We start from the raw sequence: 19,650 nt of genomic DNA, 5'->3' as shown, positions 1-19,650 counted from the left end.
ATCTATTATGCTTTTTAAAAAAAAATATCACACTTCCGGCTTTACGCTTATCGAGCTAATGATTACTGTTGTCGTTATTAGTATTTTGGCTACTATTGCAATTCCATCCTATCTAGATTCAGTTCGTAAAGCTCGACGTAACGATGCTAAAGGAGAGCTTTCTCGTTTAGCTCAGGCTCAGCAAAAATATAGAGTAATAAATACCGGTTACGCAACATCTGCTCTACTTGCCCAATTCCTTGATCCTACAGCAAGCCCCCTACCGACTAGCCTACCAGCATCTACTTACTATACCTTTGCCGTCATTACAAATACTGCGATTGCATTCACCATTACAGCAACACCAAAGTCTACTGGGGGACAGAACCAGGATACTTGCGCAACATTGACAATCGACCAAAATGCACTAATTACCAGTAGTGCCTCGGTTGCATGCCCAACGCCATAGGCTAGGTTGGCCCAGGTAGCGGTGCAACGTTTCTCCCCACCTTTGAAAAGCGCATAGGATGTGTTGACGACAGGAAACGCATCATTCTCGGCATAAGACTATGATGCGTTTCGTTTTTCAACACATCCTATATTGCTGTAATTTCTCCGCGCTGCTTGTCCTTTACGACTTTGACCCAAGCAAATATTTTACCGTTCATAGTGATATAGATTCCTGCTGGCAGTAATTGCACTGCTGTTATCGCACAACACAGGTTAAATAAAGCATCTGACTGCTTTATTGTGAAGAGAATTATTGCTCCGACCAGCGCGATCGTTTTATCCTTGATTGATAAAGCCAGATAAGTTGCTGTTTTTACCATGGTGTACCATGAGTAATGATGATTTGCTGTGCATTAGAGGCTAAAACTCCCGCTATCGCTATAGTCACCATAAGTTCGGAAAAGTAAATCCCAAACCCCGTGTATTATTCATAGTCATTTTACCCTTGAAAGTATCTACCTAATTAAGATATTTCTCTCCTTTTTTTAGGCCATACTGTGCTATGCTTTTTGCGTATTTCCTCTTATTTTAGCAGGTTAATTCCATGAAAGAATTTAATAAGGGTTTTACGCTGATTGAGCTGATGATTGCTGTGGCTATTATTGGAATTTTAGCGGCTATTGCTATGCCTGCCTATGTTGAATATGTTCAACGCGCTAAACGCGCTGATGCCAAGGCCGCTCTATTAAGTGCGATACTGGCACAAGAAAAGTGGCGTGCTAATCACACGACTTATGGATCAATATCAGATATTGGTGTATCGACTACATCACCGGATGGTTATTATACAATTTCTGTTTCCGGGAATACGGCATCCGCTTATAGCATTTCTGCAGCACCTAAAAGCCCGCATACCGATTCTAAATGCGGCACTTTCACGATAGACCAGAATGGCGACAAAACTGCTACTGGTGTTGATGACTATTGCTGGGGAAAATAAGCGCATAGGATGCATTGACGACAGGAAACGCGTCATGCGCGATAAACGGTTGTGATGCGTTTCATACCTCAACACATCCTATATTGGAAGTGAATCATCAAATTCTTGCTTTAAGAGGCGGTCTATTGGATTGGAGGCGAATATGACGGATTATCGGCGGCTATATGTTAAAGGGGCTATGTGGTTTTTTACCGTTAATTTAGCTTATCGATATCAAAGCACATTATTGGTTGATGAAATTAATTTATTGCGGGAATCGTTTCGTTATGTAAAAGAACGTCACGCTTGCACAATCAATGCGATTGTATTTATGCCTGAACATTTGCATTGTATCTGGACTCTACCTGATGGAGATGCTGATTATTCAACACGCTGGAAATTGCTTAAAAGTTATTTTTCTCGAGGAATACCTAAGGGAGAGCATATTTCACATAGCAGGACAAAGCGGCAAGAACGCGGCATTTGGCAACGTCGCTTCTGGGCCCACTTGATTATCAGCCAGAAGGATTTTAATAGCCATGTGGATTATATTCATTGGAATCCCGTTAAACATGGCCAGGTAAAATATGCATGTGACTGGCCTTATTCAAGTTTTCATCATTATGTATCAAGAGGTGTCTATTCAAAGGACTGGGGACATTCGGGAGAATTTGTTATTGACGGCGGTGAATAGAGATTGATGCGTTTCGTACCTCAACACATCCTATATTAGTGGTGAACATGACGGATTATCGGTAGCTATATATTACAGGAATAAAAATTTATCTGTCTTACGGCGCTTAAAAATGCAGGTAAAACATAAAGTCTAATAGTCCATAGGATGTGTTGACGACAGGAAACGCATCATTTACGGCATAAGACTGTGATGCGTTTCGTTCCTCAACACATATCCTATATTACTTTAAATTCTCCGTGCTGCTTGTCCTTTACGACTTTATCCCAGTCAAATACTTTGCCGTTCATGGTGATATAAACACCTGCCGGCATTAATTGCACTGCTGTTATCGCACAGCCCAGGTTAAATAAAGTATCTGACTGCTTTATCGTATAGGGAACCATTGCGCCAACCAGCACGATGGTTTTATCCTTGATGGATTCAGCCAGGTGTTTTGCTGTTGCTACCATGGTGTCGGTACCATGGGTGATGATGATTTGTTGTGCATTAGAGGCTATGCAGCTTTGCTTTATGTCTTCCCGATCCTTGTCAGTCATTTCCAGGCTGTCTTTCAGCATTAGCAATTGCAGGTCAATTTCTGCAGTACAGCGAGCTTGTTTTAACATGGCAGGGAGCTGTGTTTCCGGGAAATCCAGCTCACCATTCAGTTCGTTGTAGCGTTTGTCTAATGTGCCGCCGGTGATAAATATTTGTATCATTTGAGATAGTAAATTTATTTTGAAAAAAAGCTGGTGGCTTTACCAATAATATTCAGCCATTGATTCCAGGTCTTCAAGGGCTTCGGGAGAGCATTTTACTGCATAGCTACTGATGGTCGTACTATATAAAGATGGGCACGAAAAAGATCTTTGCCCATCCTACAAGTTGCTTATATTATTTCGTGAATGTTCCTTATCATTGCATTTTTTGTAGCTGTGCATTTACAGCTTTGCCGATCTCTGATTCAGGCTCTTTATCGACTATACGTTGCAATACGGACAAACTGGGTTTTTCCAGTAGCGCTATTGCAGCAAGGCGTACTGACGGGTAGTGTGCGTGCAATGCTGCCAGCTCTCTTAAATAGGCATTTGCTTCCCTTAATTCATGCATCATGAGCTTTTCCGGATCACCGGTGAACAGTTCTCTTACCAGGTCACCATAGCGGGTTTGCTCGCGCACTAGATCTCTGGGATCAACCTTGGGGATTTCTGTCGGGTCACTGCAACAGTTACTCATTTTGATAACTCCTTTTTTGATTAACGAATCAGGATTCAGGAGCACAAGGGCTTTAGCGGCTATCGCTTTAACACGGGACATATTGAAAACTGTAGGGCGCGGCTTCAGCCCGTCAATGCCAGAGATCATTTAAAGGCGGGCTGAAGCCACGCCCTACAAGTCTATTGAATGTCCCGTCTTAAAGTTTGTAGCCAAAATAGCTAAAGCTCTTTTACTCCTGGTCTGAAGTTTCCCAATCTTTACGAGATATCTGGGCAGGCAGGCGTATTTTTAAACAGGTTTGCCTCATTACGCCCAAGCCCGGTGAATAATCGCACAACTCCAGATATTGCTATGTTTAGTTTTTCAATTATCAGGAAACTTATGTTCCTTATATGCCCTTATCCAAAGGCCGTCAAGTATGTGAACTTATTTTCCCTGATCTGCACTACCGCACTGACTGCATTTTTCATTCCATATCGGGTTTTCCAGATCATCTTGATGCAGCTTTACTTCGTCTTCAGGATATATATGCCAAAATGACTGGTCAATTTTGGCATTATCGTAGCCTTGTTTTCTGCCATGGTTAAACGGACACCACCAGTTCTCAATCAGCTTTACCAGATAGGCATGCCATTCAAACAGGCCAACACTAACCGGGCAGTACCAGGTACAGTTTAAAATCCAGTATAGTCGTGTCTGCGCCAGACTTAAGAAAAAACTGGCATCCATGGTAATCTGATTTTTCATGGTATATCGATGAGTTTCGCGTTTGGGCAGAAAGTCAAATAAGGTTTTCAGGTTTTCTGCACCTACCATTTTCAAATGGTAATAGGATAAAAGTGCACTGGTCAATACAAAAGGCCAGGTAAGTATAGGCAAATAAACCAGTACCAGGCCTATTCCGCGCCGCCATGGCGGTATGTTTTTATGATTACGGCCAATATTGACACGGTGTTCTTCCTGGGTAGTAGTTGATTCACAGGCTTTCATTAAGGGTCTCCTATTTTATAGTTATTATTGTTATTTCACTTTGAAATTATTTTTACTGATGCTGCCACAGCTCAAAATCATGTTGAATAATATGAGTGGCAACCTAAACGACCGTAGGGCGGCGCTTTAGCCCGCAGATAATGATTTACCTGCGGGCTAAAGCGCCGCCCTACTGTTAGTTTATTTATTGACTAAAGAAGTTCATTAAACACTCAATAGCACATCTACACCCGAGGCCGGACATATGTGTGTTACCGGTAAATCTTGCTGATTTTTCCATGCAGCCAAAGCCTCTTGTTTATTACCAGAGATAATAAAAATTAGCTCGGCCGTATTACTTAAGGCTTTTGCACTTAGGGTCACCCGATCCGATGGCGGCTTAGGTGAATTGTGTACTGCATGAGTCAGTTCATTAACATTGTGCACATGCCCCGGGAATAAGCTCGCGGTATGTCCATCTTCACCCATGCCTAACAGTACCAGATCAAAACTACCTGCCGCAGCAACCTCTTTGGCATATTGCTCAGCACCGGCTTCAGCGCCCAGTTCAGCAGCAATACGGTGAATCTGTGTCCTGGGAATTGCCACTAGATCCAGCCATTGCTGCTCGGCAACCAGACTATTACGTTCGCTATTATCCACAGGCAAACATCGCTCATCGCCATAATATATATGCCACTGACTCCAGTCTGCCTGCCTGCCTGCCAAAAGCTGATAAGCTTTGACGGGAGCCGTGCCTCCCGCTAAAACCAGTTTGAAAGAACCTTTGGCGGCAATTGCCTTTGCAGCTGCATCTAATACTCGCTGACAAACTGCCTCTGCCAGCAATTCTATTGAATCATAAGATGTCCAGTTGACATTCTGGGTCATTTTTTTTCTGCCTGTAAGGTATTGCGCCAATGCTGACTTTCCTTGTCAAATAAGCGGCGCTCATTAGGCCCCCAGGAACCTGCTGGATACGTTTCAATATAATCGCGCTCAACAGCCCATTTATTTAAAATCGGATCGACAATTTTCCATGCGTATTCAACTTCATCATAACGCAAGAATAATGAACGATCTCCTTCAATGACATCCAGCAACAAGTCTTCGTATGCATCTGATGGCTGCTCATTTTCATTGCGAAAACTGGCATCCAGATTACTCAGCCGTGTTTTCATTTCCAGACCGGGCTCTTTAACGGTCATTTCCATACGGATACATTCTTCAGGCTGTATGCCTAACAACAACCAGTTTTGATTGATTTTTTCCGCCTGGGTATTTTTAAACAGTTGCGATGGTGCATGTCTAAAACAGATGGAAATACTGGATTGTGTTTTTTCCATGCGCTTACCGGTACGCAAGTAGATAGGCACTCCACGCCAGCGCCAGTTATCTATGTATAGCTTCATTGCAGCATAGGTTTCGGTCACGCTATTTTCAGGAATACCTTCTTCCTGTAGATAGCTATCCACATCTTCACCATTGATACGGCCTTGTGAATATTGTGCGCGAAATGACTGGGCATGTACTGCTTCTTCAGGAATCGGACGGATAGATTTTAGAACTTTTACTTTTTCATCGCGTAAATCTTCTGCATTCATTGACACAGGCGGTTCCATGGCAACTAATGTCAGTAACTGCAGCAGGTGACTTTGCAACATATCACGCATAGCGCCGGTATGATCATAATAACCACCACGCGTACCTACCCCTAACTGCTCCGAATGAGTGATCTGGATATGATCGATATAATTACGATTCCATAAAGGCTCCAGCATGGCATTGGCAAAGCGGAATACCAGAACATTTTGCACCATACCTTTACCCAGGTAATGATCGATACGGTAAATCTGTTCTTCACGCAGATGTTTACTGATTCTTTTTTGTAAAGAACGTGAACTTTCCAGATCAGTGCCAAAAGGCTTTTCGATTACGACTCTACGCCAGAAATGCTTTTCTTCTAATAAATTTGGTACGCTTAAGCGCTCAATAACCGGGCTAAAGTCTTCAGGGTTAATCGCCAGATAAAAGGCGATATTCTGCGGAAACTGCTCCGTATCACTGAGTAAAACCGCTAAACTGCTATAACACTCAGCTTGTTTCAAATCACCTTTGTGGTATTGCAAGCGACCAATAAAACGTTGAAATACTTTTTCATCAACACCACCTCGTGCCTTTGCTTCAAGCATTAAGCGTACTTCTGAGATCCATTTTTCGTTATCCCAGGGGCGGCGGCCAATAGCAATAATCTTGGTTCCATCATCCAGCCGGTTTTCTATATCAAGATGATAAAGCGCGGGAATTAATTTAATATGCGCTAAATTTCCCGTTGCGCCAAAAATAACATAAGTACAGGGGTCAGTTTTCACTGTTTTTTCCTTTAATTGTTTAATAATGGGTTTGGCTACTGTTGACTATCAACAATATCCTCAAAAATAACGGCCATCTCAATAGAGACACCTAAACTCAAAAATTCACATACTTGCTCATCTGTGTAAACGTGCATCAACCACTCACTCTCAGCAGTACGTCTGAAACACTCAACACTGCGCATCTTGATATCGACCAAAACATACTCTTTAAGACTCGATAAATGTCGATACGCTGAAAACTTAGCCCCCCGGTCATAAGCTTCAGTTGAGTCTGACAATACTTCTACAATCAAACCTGGAGAAGATAAAAACTGCTCCGCCTGGTGATCTTCTTTAGCGCAAGATACCATAACATCAGGATAAAAAAAGGCATCCATCTGCGCAACGCGAAGTTTCATATCAGACATATAAGTCTGACAGGGCGTTCTGCGTAAATGCTGCTTTAATGCCGATGCCATATTCAAGCTAACAAGTACATGCTCACCTCGTGCTCCGCCCATGGCAAAAACTTCGCCATTGACATATTCATGCTTCTCTTCCTGCAATTCTTCCCAGGCAAGATAACTATCAACTGTAAAAAAAAGACTTTCTGCAGTTTGCATCATCAGAACTCCTATACATGGGTTTCAAGCTTAAAATCAGGATAATAACGGACATATCCATATGCTGATTGTACTGCCTATAAAACCAGCCTGTAGGGCGCGGCTTCAGTCCGCCAATAGATTGCCTGATTACCCACAACTCCCAGCTATGCTTCGTCATTCCTGCATGTTTCCAGCAGGAATCCAGTAGGTTAAGCATAGATTCCCGATATAACACTTCGGGAATGACGATGTTTTTAACATACTGATATTTAAACCTATATTCCACTGTGGCTGAGAGTTGCGGGTAATCAGCATAGATTATAAGCAAAATTAGGCGCGGCTAAAGCCGCGCCCTACGTTTCATAGCATTTTAATCCGGTAAAAAACACGTATCACGCAGAGCATGGGAACAAGATGAAATACCAATATTAAGCGTTATAAGTCGTTGAAGCCATTTTACCGCCCGTTCCTGTCCAGTCAGTATGGAAGAACTCACCGCGCGGTTTGTCTAAACGCTCATAGGTATGGGCGCCGAAATAATCACGCTGGGCCTGCAATAAGTTAGCAGGTAAACGTGCACTACGGTAACTGTCGTAATAAGCCAATGCTGATGAAAATGCTGGGGTAGGCACAGCTAACTGCACGCCCAATATAACGGCCTCACGCCAACCCTGATCAGCTGTAGCAATTGCATCTTTAAAATAATCAGCCAATAATAAGTTATCGAGCTCCGGATTAGCATCATAAGCCTGCTTAATATCATTCAAGAACTGGCTGCGAATAATGCAACCGCCGCGCCACATTAGCGCGATACCGCCATAGTTTAATTTCCAGCCATATTCCTTTTCTGCCGCACGCATCAGGCCAAAGCCCTGTGCATAAGAAACAATTTTTGCTGCATAAACCGCATCGCCAATCGCTTTAATCATTGCCTGCTTATCACCAGAAAAACTTGTTGTTGATTGGGGCAGAATTTTCGCAGCGTTGACTCTTTCTTCTTTTTGTGCAGAAACGCAGCGTGCAAAAACAGATTCTGCAATCAGCGTTAATGGAGCGCCTAAATCCAGGGCGTTAATACCGGTCCATTTTCCTGTCCCTTTTTGCCCTGCCGTATCTAGTATTTTATCAATTAAAGGTGCACCATCTGCATCTTTAAAACCCAGAATATTAGTGGTAATTTCAATTAAATAAGAATCTAAAACACCTTTATTCCATTCGGCAAAAACACCCTGGATTTCATCGGCACTTAAACCTAAACCTTCTGAAAGTAATTGATAGGCTTCACAGATAATCTGCATATCACCATACTCAATACCGTTATGCACCATTTTTACATAATGACCGGCACCGTTTTCACCAACCCACTGACAACATGGCTCGCCGTCTACTTTTGCTGAAATTGCCTGCAAAATCGGCTGTACAGTTTTCCAGGCATCTTTATTGCCACCAGGCATAATTGAAGGCCCATGGCGTGCACCTTCTTCGCCGCCTGAAACGCCAGAACCGACATAAAGAATATTTTTTTCCGCTAATGCTACTGTGCGACGATTAGAATCCGTATATAAAGAATTCCCACCGTCAATGATGATGTCACCTGCTGACAGTAGAGGTGTCAGCTGATCAATATAACTATCGACAACATCACCTGCTTTCACCATTAACATAACAACACGAGGACTTTGTAAACTATCGACCAATTCTTTCAGAGAATAAGCACCAGTAATTGGAGTGTCTTTTGCAGGACCTTTTAAAAAATCATCTGTTTTTCCCCGTGAACGGTTATGTACCGCCACCTTAAAACCATGATCATTCATATTTAAAACTAAATTCTGCCCCATGACCGCAAGGCCAATTAACCCAATATCCGCTTTCATTCGTTTGCTCACCTAAATTATTGTAATAACAACAGAGTATGCCTGTTTTAAACGTGAATAATATACAGCAAAATGATGTTTTTAGCCTTATTCTTTTACGCATTTTTACCGAAATCAGGGCATGTTTGCTATTATACAATTTTAATCTTTGGCTTTAATACTCTCCATTATGTCTACTGATACCGCTCACTGTCTTTGTGGCTCAAGCTTAACTTACCCGCAGTGTTGTGAATTACTGCATAGCGGACATTCTGATGCATCAAGCGCAGAAGCATTAATGCGCTCTCGATTTACTGCTTATGCACAGCATAATGAGGCTTATTTACTAAAGACCTGGGATCAGGCTACGCGCCCGGCTACAATTGATTTTTCTAAAGATACCGGCGAATGGACTCGACTGGAGATATTGCTGATAAAAAATGGTTGCGCAAAAGACCATAAAGGGATTGTAGAATTCAAAGCCTATTTCACTATCGATGGCGAACAACGCGTTATGAATGAAATCAGCCGTTTTATCAAAAAGCAGGGGCTTTGGTATTACCTGGACGGCAAGGTAAAGTCCATAGCATTAGACCAGGGTTCTTTTAATCAGGGTTTAAACGCACCTTGTGCCTGCGGAAGTGGCAAGAAATTCAAGCGCTGCTGCGGAAAAAAATAGGCGTAATATTTATGTTTATTAACACTGCATTAATCTACCTGATTACCCACAAATCTCAGCTATGCTTCGTCATTCCTGCATGTTTCTAGCAGGAATCTAGTAGGTTAAGCATAGATTCCCGATATAAGACTTCGGGAATGACGATAGTAACTTCTCATTATCCACTGGCAGCGGCCGCACGAATGACTTCCGATAACGGAGGAATCCCTTCTAACTTCAGTAAGCGACTTTTTAAATAACCCCAAAATGACATGCCGTGCTTTCGGCAGGTCTTCTTGAGACTGGCAAAAGTATCACGGGCTTTCCGCCCTGCATCACTTCGTGTACTCCCGCTGATTTTTCGTTTCTTGACGTAATCCCTTATATCCCGTTCGCTTAAATTGTTATGAAGTGGGAGGTAGGGTTTGTCGAGTACACGGAGGAGTTCATGTTGATTTTTCCCCATTCGCCCGAGGGCCTGGTTAAGCGTTTCGTAACAGGTTTTGGTACTGCATAGGATTTGAAAGCGCTGCCTGATACTGCTCGCCTGTTCGGTAACAGGATTAAGTTTATAAGCTTTCAGGTCATGGTAAATCGACCAAAGCTGGTCGCGTGCGTCATCTACTGCCTTGGTATGGCTGTCATTTAAAGGAATCAGGCGATTAATCACTCGTTCGGCATGGATCCAGCACAAGGCATGATCAAAGACGTTAAACTGCCCTGCATCATCACTGATAATTGAAAAGTCAGAGGAAATGCCTTGGTCTAGCAGCCCTCCCATCAAAGCACCTTCCGTGACTATTTTTCTGTGCCGAGGTTTAACGATGCCTTGCTGATCCAGCCATTCGCACCAGTCAGGTGCCGTGTTAATGCAGACACTGATATTTTCCAGTGTCGCCAAGATTACAACAGACAGCTTATTTTGTGCCATGTATTCAATGGCACCTGTGTTCAATGTATAAAGCGTTGTTTTGCCTTGTGATAGACAGTTTAAAAAATTGATTCTGCTTTTACTTTCTGTACTACTGAACCAGGCAAAAAAATCATTGCCAATATGTGTGCAATAGCCATTTTGCCCTTTATGCCGTGCGCCAGTATCATCTGTATGAATATATTTAGAAACGGATAATCCCGTCTTCAGTAATTCATCTTTTTCGGCATGAAAATCGTCCAGATCTTCTGTTAGTATATAACTGAGCTTACCGCTCGAAATATCGACGCCTAAATCACGAATTTGTTCCAGTAGTAATGGCTGTGTGACATGTTGGTGATGGTATTGATAGAGAATAAAGGCAATAAGGCTTTTACCAAAACTACCTCCCTGAATGTCTTCAGGAAGCTGACCTAAAATCGTAAGACCCTCTGGCGTTATATATTCTGCTAAACGATAACGAATGTTATGAGTTTGAAAGGTAATATCCTGAATAACACGATCCTGATACCCTTTAAAGCGTGAACCCTCCGGGATTTCATCCGGCTGAATAATTTGGGTTTCATCTATTTTGAGGTTGCCTTTTTTACTGCGCCTTGGGCCTTTTTTCCTTTTTGATGAGGAGTCATCACTTCCTGGGGCACCCTCCTTATCCATTGTACTCGGTTTGATTTTAGGCTTTGTGGTTTCGCCTTTAAGCTTGAGTATCTCTTGTGCTAACTCATCAATCTGCTTTTGTTGCCAGGCAAGCATTTCCAATAACACATCGACTAGCGGTGTGCGATCTTCTTTGTTTATCTCTGGTAATTCAGGTTTAGGCGAGTTCATAGAATATATTGTAAAGCAACTTTTTAATATTTTCCCGTGGATAATGAGAAGTTTCTGACGATATTTTTAACATACTGATATTTAAATTTTTATTCCATTGTGGCTGAGAGTTGTGGGTAAGCAGGTTAGTCTATTTCATGGCATATTTCGGCCGGCAGATAATTTTGCAATGTCGGCAATACAAAGCAGACTAAAAGCCCCACCCTGCCTGGATGGCAAAGTGTGTGTGTCATGCAGTTTCTTTATTTGCTTTTACAGACTGTAGCCAGTTTAGCGCGCCTATGCCTGCTGCTCGACCACTGGCAAATGCGGCGTTAAGCAAATAACCACCGGTTGGCGCTTCCCAGTCCAGCATTTCACCGGCACAAAATACACCCGGCAGGCTTTTAAGCATCAGCTGTGTATTCATGGCGCTAAAACACACACCACCTGCGGTGCTGATTGCTTCATCAATGGGACGAGTGGCGATTAACTGAATCGGCAGGGCTTTTATAGCCGCAGCTAACTTTGCTATATCGGAAAATTCGCTGGTAAATAAATATTCGCGTAATAAGCCTGATTTTGCCCCGCTAATGCCGACTTTACTACGTAAATGGTTGCTCATAGACCTTGAGCCTCTGCTGCGGGAAAGCGCGCTCTTGACCCATGCCAAGTCTTTATCAGGCGTCAAATCCAGATACACTGTAACCGATCCCTGTGCATTTAAAGTTTCCCGCAGCGGAGCCGATAATGCATAAATCAAACTGCCTTCCACACCTGAAGCCGTGAGCATTAACTCACCGTTTTTCGTGTGTAATTGTCCCGCAGCATCGGTAAAAGATAACGTTACGGATTTTAGCGGTGTCGCAGCAAAGCGTTCGCGAAAATAATCACTCCAGGCCACGATAAAACCGCAATTAGCGGGCTGCAATGGCGCGATAGCAATATTGCGTTGCGCGAGTAAAGGCAGCCATAATCCATCTGAACCGAATTTAGCCCAGCTGCCACCGCCTAATGCCAGCACGATGACATCGGCAATAACTGTTTTTTCTGTTTCCAGGTAGCTAAAGCGTAGCGCCTGTTTCGCATCCCAGCCCAGCCAGCGGTGTCGGGTGTGTATTTTTACGCCAGCTGTGCGCAGGCGATGTAACCATGTTCTTAATAACGGCGCTGCCTTCATTTCCAGCGGAAACACGCGCTGTGATGAACCGACAAAGGTGCTAATGCCCAAGTCGCTAACCCAGTCGCGTAGCATTTGCGGACTAAAGTCATTTAATAAAGGCTCAATATCAGCTTGCGCAGTACCATAGCGGGTCACAAAATCGGTAAAAGGTTCGGCATGGGTTAGATTTAATCCGCCTTTGCCGGCCAGTAAGAATTTCCGTCCTACCGATGGCATCGCATCGTAAAGATCAACTTTTACTCCCGCCTGACTTAACATTTCGGCAGCCATTAACCCCGCCGGACCTCCGCCAATAATGGCGGCAGAAAAAGTAGCTGTCTTGTTTTCAGTCATGGGCGGATTAGTTAAACCTGGTGAAAAGGATAATGCAATTAGTGCAATGCACGCTATTTGCGTGGGCGTTAAGCCCACTAAGATTCACTTCCAGCGACAAATATGCAATCGTAGTGATTCATATACGGTATTATATGCATTTTGTTGTTAAGTAATGACACTATCTCTGCATAATAAAACGTATAAACATGTGCTTAGGTGGTGATTCTCGCAGGCATATTTATTACACAAAATGAAGTAAATTTTATTGCCAAAAATAATACGTTAAAATTGAATTAAATATTTTATTATTTGTTTCTTGCACTATGCGTACTGTATACATCATATTTCTGTGTATTTTGATCAGCGGTTGTTTTAATCCCGGGATGATGATAGACGGACGGACAGCTCTCGAACAACAGCTGACACGAGGAGCCATTCTTCGGGCAGTACATAAGTTACCAATTCTCAAAGCGGTTCGCAATGGGCGCTGGAAAATAACAGTGGTGTCCCCCGATACTCATGATGACAGCTGGACTCACGCCCAGCTTCGACAATATCTTATTTCTCTGGGAGTGGATATTGCCACCAATGCATCGGAAAACCTTCCGGTAATTGAGGCGGTTCTGCAGTTTGCCGGTAGCGATACCGATCCTTTCATTATCGGCTTTCCCATTCCAGGCTCGATGGGCACTTCATCCGTCAGTCTCTTCCATGATAATGCTCAGCGTGGACGTGCGCAGATTCAGCTCAACTTCTGGACCAGTGACGGCAGGCTTATCGCGCAGACGCCAACTGCTTATGCGGAAACTCATTACTCTGACATTACGTTTCTGTTATTTATCGGCCCGTTCAGTTTCACCGACCTGAATAACATAGATACCTATGGACGCTTTATCAATATAGGCGAGGATACCTGGGAGCTTACTAAAAAATCTTTCACTGATACCCACGGAGTCGTGACGAATGACTGGATTGTTCCAGAAAATAAACCCGACCCGTAAGTTTAATTTACAATTTTAGCTGATTACCCATATCCCTCAGCCATAGTAAAATATATATTTAAATATCAATATGTTAAAGATATCGTCATTCCCGAAGTCTTATATCGGGAATCTATGCTTAACCTACTGGATTCCTGCTAGAAACATGCAGGAATGACGAGGTATAGCTGAGAGTTGTGGGTAATCAAGTAATTTTATTTTCCATTTATAATGGTTAAAACCTTCACCTTTTCGGCGAACAGATTTATCTCTCATAGTCATTATGAGAAAAAGAGACTTGCAGGATGGGCAAAACGCTTTTTCATGCCCATCTTTTACGATATCAGTGATGGGCACGAGATAAACCTCCTTTGTCCATGCTATGGTTGCTTAAGTTTAAGTGGTTAGCTTACAAAGCAAGTGTGAACTTAGGCAACAGGGCTATTTACCCTGTATCACGACTTTCAGTCGTCAAACTCTCTAACTCACCAGACTTTTAGCGGATAAAAAGAGGGTGGTTAGTAAATTCACCAGGAGCAGACAGATGACAGAAATCCAGGCCTGGGCCAGTCACGGCCCCAAACAAAAACTAGAACGCTTCGCCTTTAACCCCGGGGCACTGGATCCAGAAGGCGTTGAAATTGCGGTTGAATATTGTGGTCTGTGTCATTCTGATCTATCCATCATCAACAATGACTGGGGTATATCGCAATACCCCGTAGTACCGGGGCATGAAGCTATCGGCCGGGTTATTGCAATTGGCAATCAGGTTAAAGGCGTACATGTTGGTCAGTACGTGGGTATCGGCTGGAATTCCGGCAGTTGCATGCATTGTCATCAGTGCATGGGTGGCAATAATAATCTCTGCTCAACATTACAACCTACAATAGTAGGTCATCACGGTGGTTTTTCCCAAAGACTCAGAGCGCATTGGGCCTGGGTTATTCCACTACCTGATAGTCTGGATATTGCCAGCGCAGGACCCTTACTGTGCGGAGGCGTAACGGTATTTTCACCACTCCTCACTTTTGACGTTAAGCCTACTGATCACGTGGGTATTGTGGGCATTGGCGGACTGGGTCATATGGGGCTTAAGTTTGCTAAAGCCTGGGGCTGTGAAGTGAGCGCGTTTACCTCGCATGAATCAAAAACGGCAGAAGCGATAAGTTTTGGCGCGCACCATGTTATTTCCAGCCAGGATACGACAGCTATGCTTCAGGCCAGCAATACGCTGGATATGCTGATTGTAACGGTGAATGTTGCGCTGGACTGGGCCAGTCTTCTGAAAACTTTAAAACCCAATGGTCGATTACATGTAGTAGGAGCCGTCCTGGATCCTATGCCAATTTCGGCCTTTGATTTAATCTCTGGCCAGAAAAGCATTTCTGGCTCGCCTACCGGAAGCTCCGTAGACCTGACAACTATGCTAAAATTTGCTGCTCGTCATGATATCCGCCCACAAGTCGAACATTTTCCCATGAGTCGTGTAAATGATGCGCTAGAGCATTTAGCATCAGGCAAAGCACGCTACCGGATTGTACTGGATACAGATTTTTCTTGATTGATTGGCATCTTAATTCGACTTGTTGCACAAAGAAGAGTGCACCTGCAATAACCCTGGAAACCACAGTTAACCCACCATAAAAAACCATAAGCAACTGAAACCGTAAATTCCTGTCACTTGCTGCGGGACTATACTCTACTTCACGGGTTTTGTGGATAATGCCACAAGTCGCTGTTAATATGTGCTCGACTTTATCAAACCATATCAATTCATTCCTTATAAACGACAAAAGGAGCGCCCAAACTTGCAGGCACTCCTCTCGAAATAGCAGGCTTTCTCAAGCGAGAATTCGCAACAGAGATAAAGCCTGGTTTTTAACAAAATAATTATCCCGGTAACTAGTTACCTATATCCCTATTGCACTGTAAGCTACATGAAAATTCTGCTTGCTTAAGTTTCCCTGTAGAACCATCTTGCCTTGCGTCCTTGCTTGTATCCTTTCTTGTAATCCTCCCTGTTTCCTGTATAACTCCCTGCGTCGCTATTATCCTAAAAAGCCAAAGTCTTTCCCTAGACTTTGATCCGGCCATCCCTGTCCTCCTTGCTTATACTGATTTTTCCAAAACAGTTCCTTAATCCCTGCATTAAGCATCCAGCTCTGCATTTTCCTAATCCAACATCCTTATTACACGCCTTATCCTGTTGCGCGCTCCTTAATTGCTTATTGACAAAAACACATTCAAATAAATCGGATATAGCGCGCTATCAATAACACTCATATCGCAAGTATTAAAGCATTATATATGCCATAAATTATTAGACTTTATAAATCGCCTTAAAATAAATTTATATACATTTAATTTCAATAACTTAATGAAATGTAAAATACGCTGTCAGGATACTTTTATACTTCAATTAAACTTCACAAGAAAATAAATGGGTCATATAACCCATAGATAGGCCATATACCCCATTTAAAACTGAACCAACAGCACCCGACACTTTTGCTCCCGCCCTAATAATCCTAGAAACCGCAGTTGACCGCTATAAGAAATTACGCATAAAAAAAGCCCTGGACAGACACACTGACCAGGGCTTTTTAGCGTTTACAGATAAACTGGACTATTTCACCAAACTCAACAACACCCCTGCTGCTACAGCTGAACCAATAACGCCGGCCACATTGGGTCCCATCGCATGCATTAATAAGAAATTATGCGGGTTGCTTTCCAGTCCAACTTTATTGGCCACGCGAGCAGCCATCGGCACTGCAGAGACACCAGCCGCGCCAATTAATGGATTAATCGGAGTCTGACTGAATTTATTCATTAATTTAGCCATCAAAACACCTGATGCTGTGCCGATACAAAACGCAACCGCACCTAGCGCTAAAATACCTAAAGTAGTCGGCTGTAAAAATTTATCTGCACTCATTTTTGAACCCACTGCAAGGCCCAGAAAAATAGTAACGATATTAATTAATTCATTTTGCGAAGTTTTGCTTAACCGCTCAACCACGCCACTGACATTCATTAAGTTACCCAGGCAAAGCATGCCTACCAGTGGCGCTGCCGAGGGTAGTAACAATGTACATAGAGAAATAAGCATCAGCGGGAAGATAATCTTCTCTGTATTACTTACAAAACGCAGTTGCTGCATTTCTATGCTACGTTCTTCTGGTGTCGTTAACGCGCGCATAATAGGTGGCTGAATTAAAGGTACCAGAGCCATATAGGAATATGCCGCGACCGCAATTGCACCTAATAAATCAGGTGCTAGTTTTGATGCCACGTAAATTGCTGTTGGCCCATCCGCGCCCCCAATAATAGCAATAGCTGCCGCATCAGCCATAGAAAACTCAATACCTGGAATCACATTTAAGGCTATTGCTCCTAGCAATGTGGTAAAAATACCAAACTGTGCAGCCGCACCTAATAATAAAGTTTTAGGATTGGCCAGCATGGGACCAAAATCGGTCATCGCTCCCACACCCATAAAAATCAATAACGGAAAAACACCCGTTTTAATGCCACCATAAAGGTAGTATAAAATGCCGCCAGGCTCAGCAATACCGGCCACCGGAATATTACTTAAAATCGCTCCAAAACCTATGGGTACTAATAATAACGGCTCAAAACCTTTTTTTATCGCGAGATAAAGCAACAAAAAGCCTATCAGCATCATAATGACCTGTGGCCCTTCAAAGTTGTATATTCCCGTGCTATGCCACAAGCTTCTGAGATTTTCCATAGAATGTCTCTATTTATTTAGTAAGTGTGTTGTAAACAAGAAAATAGCACCCATTAACGCGCAGCTAATGGATGCTATTAAAGATAGATTTGAACAGCGCTTTTTAGAGCTATAAAGAAATCAAAGTATCTCCAACAGTAACCGAGTCACCTTCTTTAACATTAATTGCGCTTACTGTACCAGCAACTCTAGTGCGAACTTCCGTTTCCATTTTCATTGCCTCCATAATCACGACGACATCACTTTCAGCGACCACCGCACCGATAATAACATTAATTTTCAGAATATTACCCGCTAATGGAGACGCTACAACAGCGCCACTTGCTAACGGTGGCTTTGTGGGTGCCGCTACTGCATTAACTGGCTGGGGGGGCGCTGCAGTGGAAATAGCTAATCCCACCCCACCAGGACCAACGGCAACATCAAAACTCTCACCATTAACGTTGACAGTATAACTTTCCACGTCTGTTTTTGGCACTTTTGCTGCAGCAAAAGCTGCCGAGTCTGGTGCAGGTTCAAAAGCTTCAGGATTACCGCGATTAGCAATAAACTTCCAGCCGATCTGGACAAATAAACCATTAATCAAGGCATCTTCTTCAACATTACTGGCTAAAGTCACGCCCTCCTGCTTTGCCTTATTCTGAACTTCTGCAACTAAAGCATCCATTTCTGGCGCGATTAAATCAGCAGGGCGACAGGAAATAACTTCGCCTCCGTCTTTTAAAACCAGGGCCTGTAATTCAGCATTAACAGGTGCTGGAGTTTTACCGTATTCACCTTTTAATACGCCTGCGGTTTCTTTACTAATTGATTTATAGCGCTCACCAGTCATTACATTCAGTACCGCCTGGGTACCGACAATCTGTGAAGTGGGAGTCACAAGAGGTAAAAAACCTAAATCTTCACGTACACGTGGAATTTCTTTTAGCACTTCATCAAACTTATCTGCTGCGCCCTGATGTTTTAGCTGACTTTCCATATTAGTCAACATACCTCCGGGCACTTGTGCCAATAGAATTCGTCCATCAACTCCTTTTAAGCTACCTTCGTGCTCTGCATATTTAAGTCGTACTGTTCTAAAATATGCGGCAATTTCTTCCAGTTTTTCTAAATTCAGACCGGTATCACGTTCTTGACCTGCCATAGTGGCAACAATAGACTCAGTGGGGCTATGGCCATAGGTCATACTTAGGGAAGAAATCGCTGTATCTACGTTATCGACACCTGCTTCAATCGCTTTAATTAAAGTGCCAACACTTAAACCTGTTGTTGCATGGCAATGTAGATGCACGGGAATATCAACAGCATTTTTTAGCTGTGAGACAAGATCATAAGCAGCGTAAGGTGTTAATAAACCCGCCATATCCTTAATACAGATAGAGTGAGCCCCCATGTCTTCAATTTGTCTGCCTTGCTCAACCCATTTTGCAGTAGTATGAACAGGACTCAGTGTATATGAAATAGTACCTTGTGCATGTGCATCTGTATTTAAAACCGCTTTAACCGCATGTTCGATATTGCGCATATCATTCATCGCATCAAAAATACGGAATACATCTATACCATTAATCACGCAGCGCTCAACAAATTTATCGACTACATCATCGGCATAATGCCTGTAGCCTAAAATATTTTGTCCGCGAAACAACATTTGCTGTGGCGTATTAGGCATTGCGGCTTTTAATAAACGTAACCTTTCCCACGGGTCTTCTCCCAGATAACGGATACACGCATCAAAGGTTGCACCACCCCAGGATTCAATAGACCAATAGCCTATCTGATCTAATTTTTCACAAATAGGCAACATATCTTCAATACGTAAACGTGTTGCCAGAATCGATTGATGCGCGTCTCGTAAGACGACTTCAGTTATGCCTACCGGCTTTTTTGATTGTGTCATGATAATAATTATTTCCTCTGACTTTTCAGCCGCAGATTT

Annotated in this window: 18 protein-coding genes; 6 read left to right on the top strand and 12 right to left on the bottom strand. The window is 43.0% G+C overall.

Annotated elements, in window-relative coordinates; translation table 11 throughout:
* The first annotated feature begins 7 nt into the window (after positions 1 to 7).
* Positions 8 to 448: a type IV pilin protein gene (locus AU255_RS21035; RefSeq protein WP_080521443.1), complete on the top strand. Its 441-nt coding sequence runs from the start codon at positions 8 to 10 to the stop codon at positions 446 to 448.
* Between the two features lie 127 nt (positions 449 to 575).
* On the opposite strand, the gene AU255_RS02700 is transcribed toward AU255_RS21035, so the two are convergent.
* Positions 576 to 809: an asparaginase domain-containing protein gene (locus AU255_RS02700; RefSeq protein ID WP_080521442.1), complete on the bottom strand. Its 234-nt coding sequence runs from the start codon at positions 807 to 809 to the stop codon at positions 576 to 578.
* A 224-nt stretch (positions 810 to 1,033) separates the two neighbouring features.
* On the opposite strand from AU255_RS02700, the gene AU255_RS21030 reads away from it, so the two are divergent.
* Both AU255_RS21030 and AU255_RS02690 read left to right on the top strand, forming a co-directional pair.
* Complete coding sequence (locus tag AU255_RS21030) at positions 1,034 to 1,429, top strand: type IV pilin protein (RefSeq protein ID WP_080521441.1); 396 nt, start codon at positions 1,034 to 1,036, stop codon at positions 1,427 to 1,429.
* A 142-nt stretch (positions 1,430 to 1,571) separates the two neighbouring features.
* On the top strand, positions 1,572 to 2,102 hold the full coding sequence (locus tag AU255_RS02690) for an REP-associated tyrosine transposase (RefSeq protein WP_080521440.1): 531 nt from the start codon (positions 1,572 to 1,574) through the stop codon (positions 2,100 to 2,102).
* 218 nt (positions 2,103 to 2,320) lie between these two features.
* Here AU255_RS02690 and AU255_RS02685 read toward each other — a convergent pair whose 3' ends face one another.
* The 7 genes from AU255_RS02685 to gnd form a co-directional block, all read right to left on the bottom strand.
* Positions 2,321 to 2,803: an asparaginase domain-containing protein gene (locus tag AU255_RS02685; RefSeq protein ID WP_080521439.1), complete on the bottom strand. Its 483-nt coding sequence runs from the start codon at positions 2,801 to 2,803 to the stop codon at positions 2,321 to 2,323.
* 196 nt (positions 2,804 to 2,999) lie between these two features.
* On the bottom strand, positions 3,000 to 3,401 hold the full coding sequence (locus AU255_RS02680; protein WP_233144535.1) for a hypothetical protein: 402 nt from the start codon (positions 3,399 to 3,401) through the stop codon (positions 3,000 to 3,002).
* 327 nt (positions 3,402 to 3,728) lie between these two features.
* Complete coding sequence (locus AU255_RS02675) at positions 3,729 to 4,292, bottom strand: hypothetical protein (protein ID WP_080521438.1); 564 nt, start codon at positions 4,290 to 4,292, stop codon at positions 3,729 to 3,731.
* Positions 4,293 to 4,496: 204 nt separating this feature from the next.
* Entirely contained in the window at positions 4,497 to 5,162 is a 666-nt protein-coding gene (pgl, locus tag AU255_RS02670) for a 6-phosphogluconolactonase (protein WP_080521437.1), read from the bottom strand.
* Complete coding sequence (gene zwf / locus AU255_RS02665) at positions 5,159 to 6,643, bottom strand: glucose-6-phosphate dehydrogenase (protein WP_080521436.1); 1,485 nt, start codon at positions 6,641 to 6,643, stop codon at positions 5,159 to 5,161. The genes pgl and zwf overlap by 4 nt, the downstream gene beginning before the upstream one ends.
* Before the next feature lie 35 nt (positions 6,644 to 6,678).
* Entirely contained in the window at positions 6,679 to 7,248 is a 570-nt protein-coding gene (locus tag AU255_RS02660) for a Uma2 family endonuclease (RefSeq protein WP_080523263.1), read from the bottom strand.
* A 410-nt stretch (positions 7,249 to 7,658) separates the two neighbouring features.
* The gene (gene gnd / locus AU255_RS02655; protein WP_080521435.1) at positions 7,659 to 9,104 is read right to left on the bottom strand and encodes a decarboxylating NADP(+)-dependent phosphogluconate dehydrogenase; all 1,446 of its coding nucleotides are present in this window, start codon (positions 9,102 to 9,104) and stop codon (positions 7,659 to 7,661) included.
* A gap of 169 nt (positions 9,105 to 9,273) precedes the next feature.
* Between gnd and AU255_RS02650 the strand changes: the two genes are divergently transcribed.
* Entirely contained in the window at positions 9,274 to 9,762 is a 489-nt protein-coding gene (locus AU255_RS02650) for a YchJ family protein (protein ID WP_080521434.1), read from the top strand.
* A 157-nt stretch (positions 9,763 to 9,919) separates the two neighbouring features.
* Here AU255_RS02650 and AU255_RS02645 read toward each other — a convergent pair whose 3' ends face one another.
* Both AU255_RS02645 and AU255_RS02640 read right to left on the bottom strand, forming a co-directional pair.
* The gene (locus tag AU255_RS02645; RefSeq protein ID WP_080520980.1) at positions 9,920 to 11,500 is read right to left on the bottom strand and encodes an IS66 family transposase; all 1,581 of its coding nucleotides are present in this window, start codon (positions 11,498 to 11,500) and stop codon (positions 9,920 to 9,922) included.
* Positions 11,501 to 11,729: 229 nt separating this feature from the next.
* Positions 11,730 to 12,995, bottom strand: a complete 1,266-nt coding sequence (locus tag AU255_RS02640; RefSeq protein WP_080523262.1) for a TIGR03862 family flavoprotein — start codon at positions 12,993 to 12,995, stop codon at positions 11,730 to 11,732.
* 305 nt (positions 12,996 to 13,300) lie between these two features.
* Here AU255_RS02640 and AU255_RS02635 point away from each other — a divergent pair, with 305 nt between their 5' ends.
* A complete protein-coding gene (locus tag AU255_RS02635; protein WP_143735841.1) occupies positions 13,301 to 13,978 on the top strand; it encodes a hypothetical protein in 678 nt (225 codons plus the stop codon).
* A 523-nt stretch (positions 13,979 to 14,501) separates the two neighbouring features.
* Positions 14,502 to 15,518 carry an NADPH-dependent aldehyde reductase Ahr gene (gene ahr / locus AU255_RS02630; protein ID WP_080521432.1) on the top strand — a complete coding sequence of 339 codons (1,017 nt, stop codon included), beginning with the start codon at positions 14,502 to 14,504 and terminating at the stop codon, positions 15,516 to 15,518.
* A gap of 1,065 nt (positions 15,519 to 16,583) precedes the next feature.
* Here ahr and AU255_RS02625 read toward each other — a convergent pair.
* On the bottom strand, positions 16,584 to 17,711 hold the full coding sequence (locus AU255_RS02625) for a sodium ion-translocating decarboxylase subunit beta (RefSeq protein ID WP_080521431.1): 1,128 nt from the start codon (positions 17,709 to 17,711) through the stop codon (positions 16,584 to 16,586).
* A 109-nt stretch (positions 17,712 to 17,820) separates the two neighbouring features.
* Complete coding sequence (gene oadA / locus AU255_RS02620) at positions 17,821 to 19,611, bottom strand: sodium-extruding oxaloacetate decarboxylase subunit alpha (RefSeq protein ID WP_080521430.1); 1,791 nt, start codon at positions 19,609 to 19,611, stop codon at positions 17,821 to 17,823.
* Positions 19,612 to 19,650: the final 39 nt, after the last annotated feature.

This window comes from Methyloprofundus sedimenti, assembly GCF_002072955.1.
Taxonomy (GTDB): domain Bacteria; phylum Pseudomonadota; class Gammaproteobacteria; order Methylococcales; family Methylomonadaceae; genus Methyloprofundus; species Methyloprofundus sedimenti.
The sequence above is the reverse complement of the archived record's forward strand: the minus strand, read 5'-3'. Positions and strand labels throughout refer to the sequence as shown.

Excerpts from the sequence above, each read along its gene's own strand:
- AU255_RS02625 (WP_080521431.1), bottom strand. The coding sequence starts at position 17,711 with ATGGAAAATCTCAGAAGCTTGTGGCATAGCACGGGAATATACAACTTT.
- AU255_RS02685 (WP_080521439.1), bottom strand. The coding sequence starts at position 2,803 with ATGATACAAATATTTATCACCGGCGGCACATTAGACAAACGCTACAAC.
- pgl (WP_080521437.1), bottom strand. The coding sequence starts at position 5,162 with ATGACCCAGAATGTCAACTGGACATCTTATGATTCAATAGAATTGCTG.
- AU255_RS21030 (WP_080521441.1), top strand. The coding sequence starts at position 1,034 with ATGAAAGAATTTAATAAGGGTTTTACGCTGATTGAGCTGATGATTGCT.
- AU255_RS02700 (WP_080521442.1), bottom strand. The coding sequence starts at position 809 with ATGGTAAAAACAGCAACTTATCTGGCTTTATCAATCAAGGATAAAACG.
- gnd (WP_080521435.1), bottom strand. The coding sequence starts at position 9,104 with ATGAAAGCGGATATTGGGTTAATTGGCCTTGCGGTCATGGGGCAGAAT.
- AU255_RS02645 (WP_080520980.1), bottom strand. The coding sequence starts at position 11,500 with ATGAACTCGCCTAAACCTGAATTACCAGAGATAAACAAAGAAGATCGC.
- AU255_RS21035 (WP_080521443.1), top strand. The coding sequence starts at position 8 with ATGCTTTTTAAAAAAAAATATCACACTTCCGGCTTTACGCTTATCGAG.
- ahr (WP_080521432.1), top strand. The coding sequence starts at position 14,502 with ATGACAGAAATCCAGGCCTGGGCCAGTCACGGCCCCAAACAAAAACTA.
- AU255_RS02650 (WP_080521434.1), top strand. The coding sequence starts at position 9,274 with ATGTCTACTGATACCGCTCACTGTCTTTGTGGCTCAAGCTTAACTTAC.
- AU255_RS02640 (WP_080523262.1), bottom strand. The coding sequence starts at position 12,995 with ATGACTGAAAACAAGACAGCTACTTTTTCTGCCGCCATTATTGGCGGA.
- AU255_RS02680 (WP_233144535.1), bottom strand. The coding sequence starts at position 3,401 with ATGTCCCGTGTTAAAGCGATAGCCGCTAAAGCCCTTGTGCTCCTGAAT.
- oadA (WP_080521430.1), bottom strand. The coding sequence starts at position 19,611 with ATGACACAATCAAAAAAGCCGGTAGGCATAACTGAAGTCGTCTTACGA.
- AU255_RS02635 (WP_143735841.1), top strand. The coding sequence starts at position 13,301 with ATGCGTACTGTATACATCATATTTCTGTGTATTTTGATCAGCGGTTGT.
- AU255_RS02675 (WP_080521438.1), bottom strand. The coding sequence starts at position 4,292 with ATGAAAGCCTGTGAATCAACTACTACCCAGGAAGAACACCGTGTCAAT.
- AU255_RS02660 (WP_080523263.1), bottom strand. The coding sequence starts at position 7,248 with ATGCAAACTGCAGAAAGTCTTTTTTTTACAGTTGATAGTTATCTTGCC.
- AU255_RS02690 (WP_080521440.1), top strand. The coding sequence starts at position 1,572 with ATGACGGATTATCGGCGGCTATATGTTAAAGGGGCTATGTGGTTTTTT.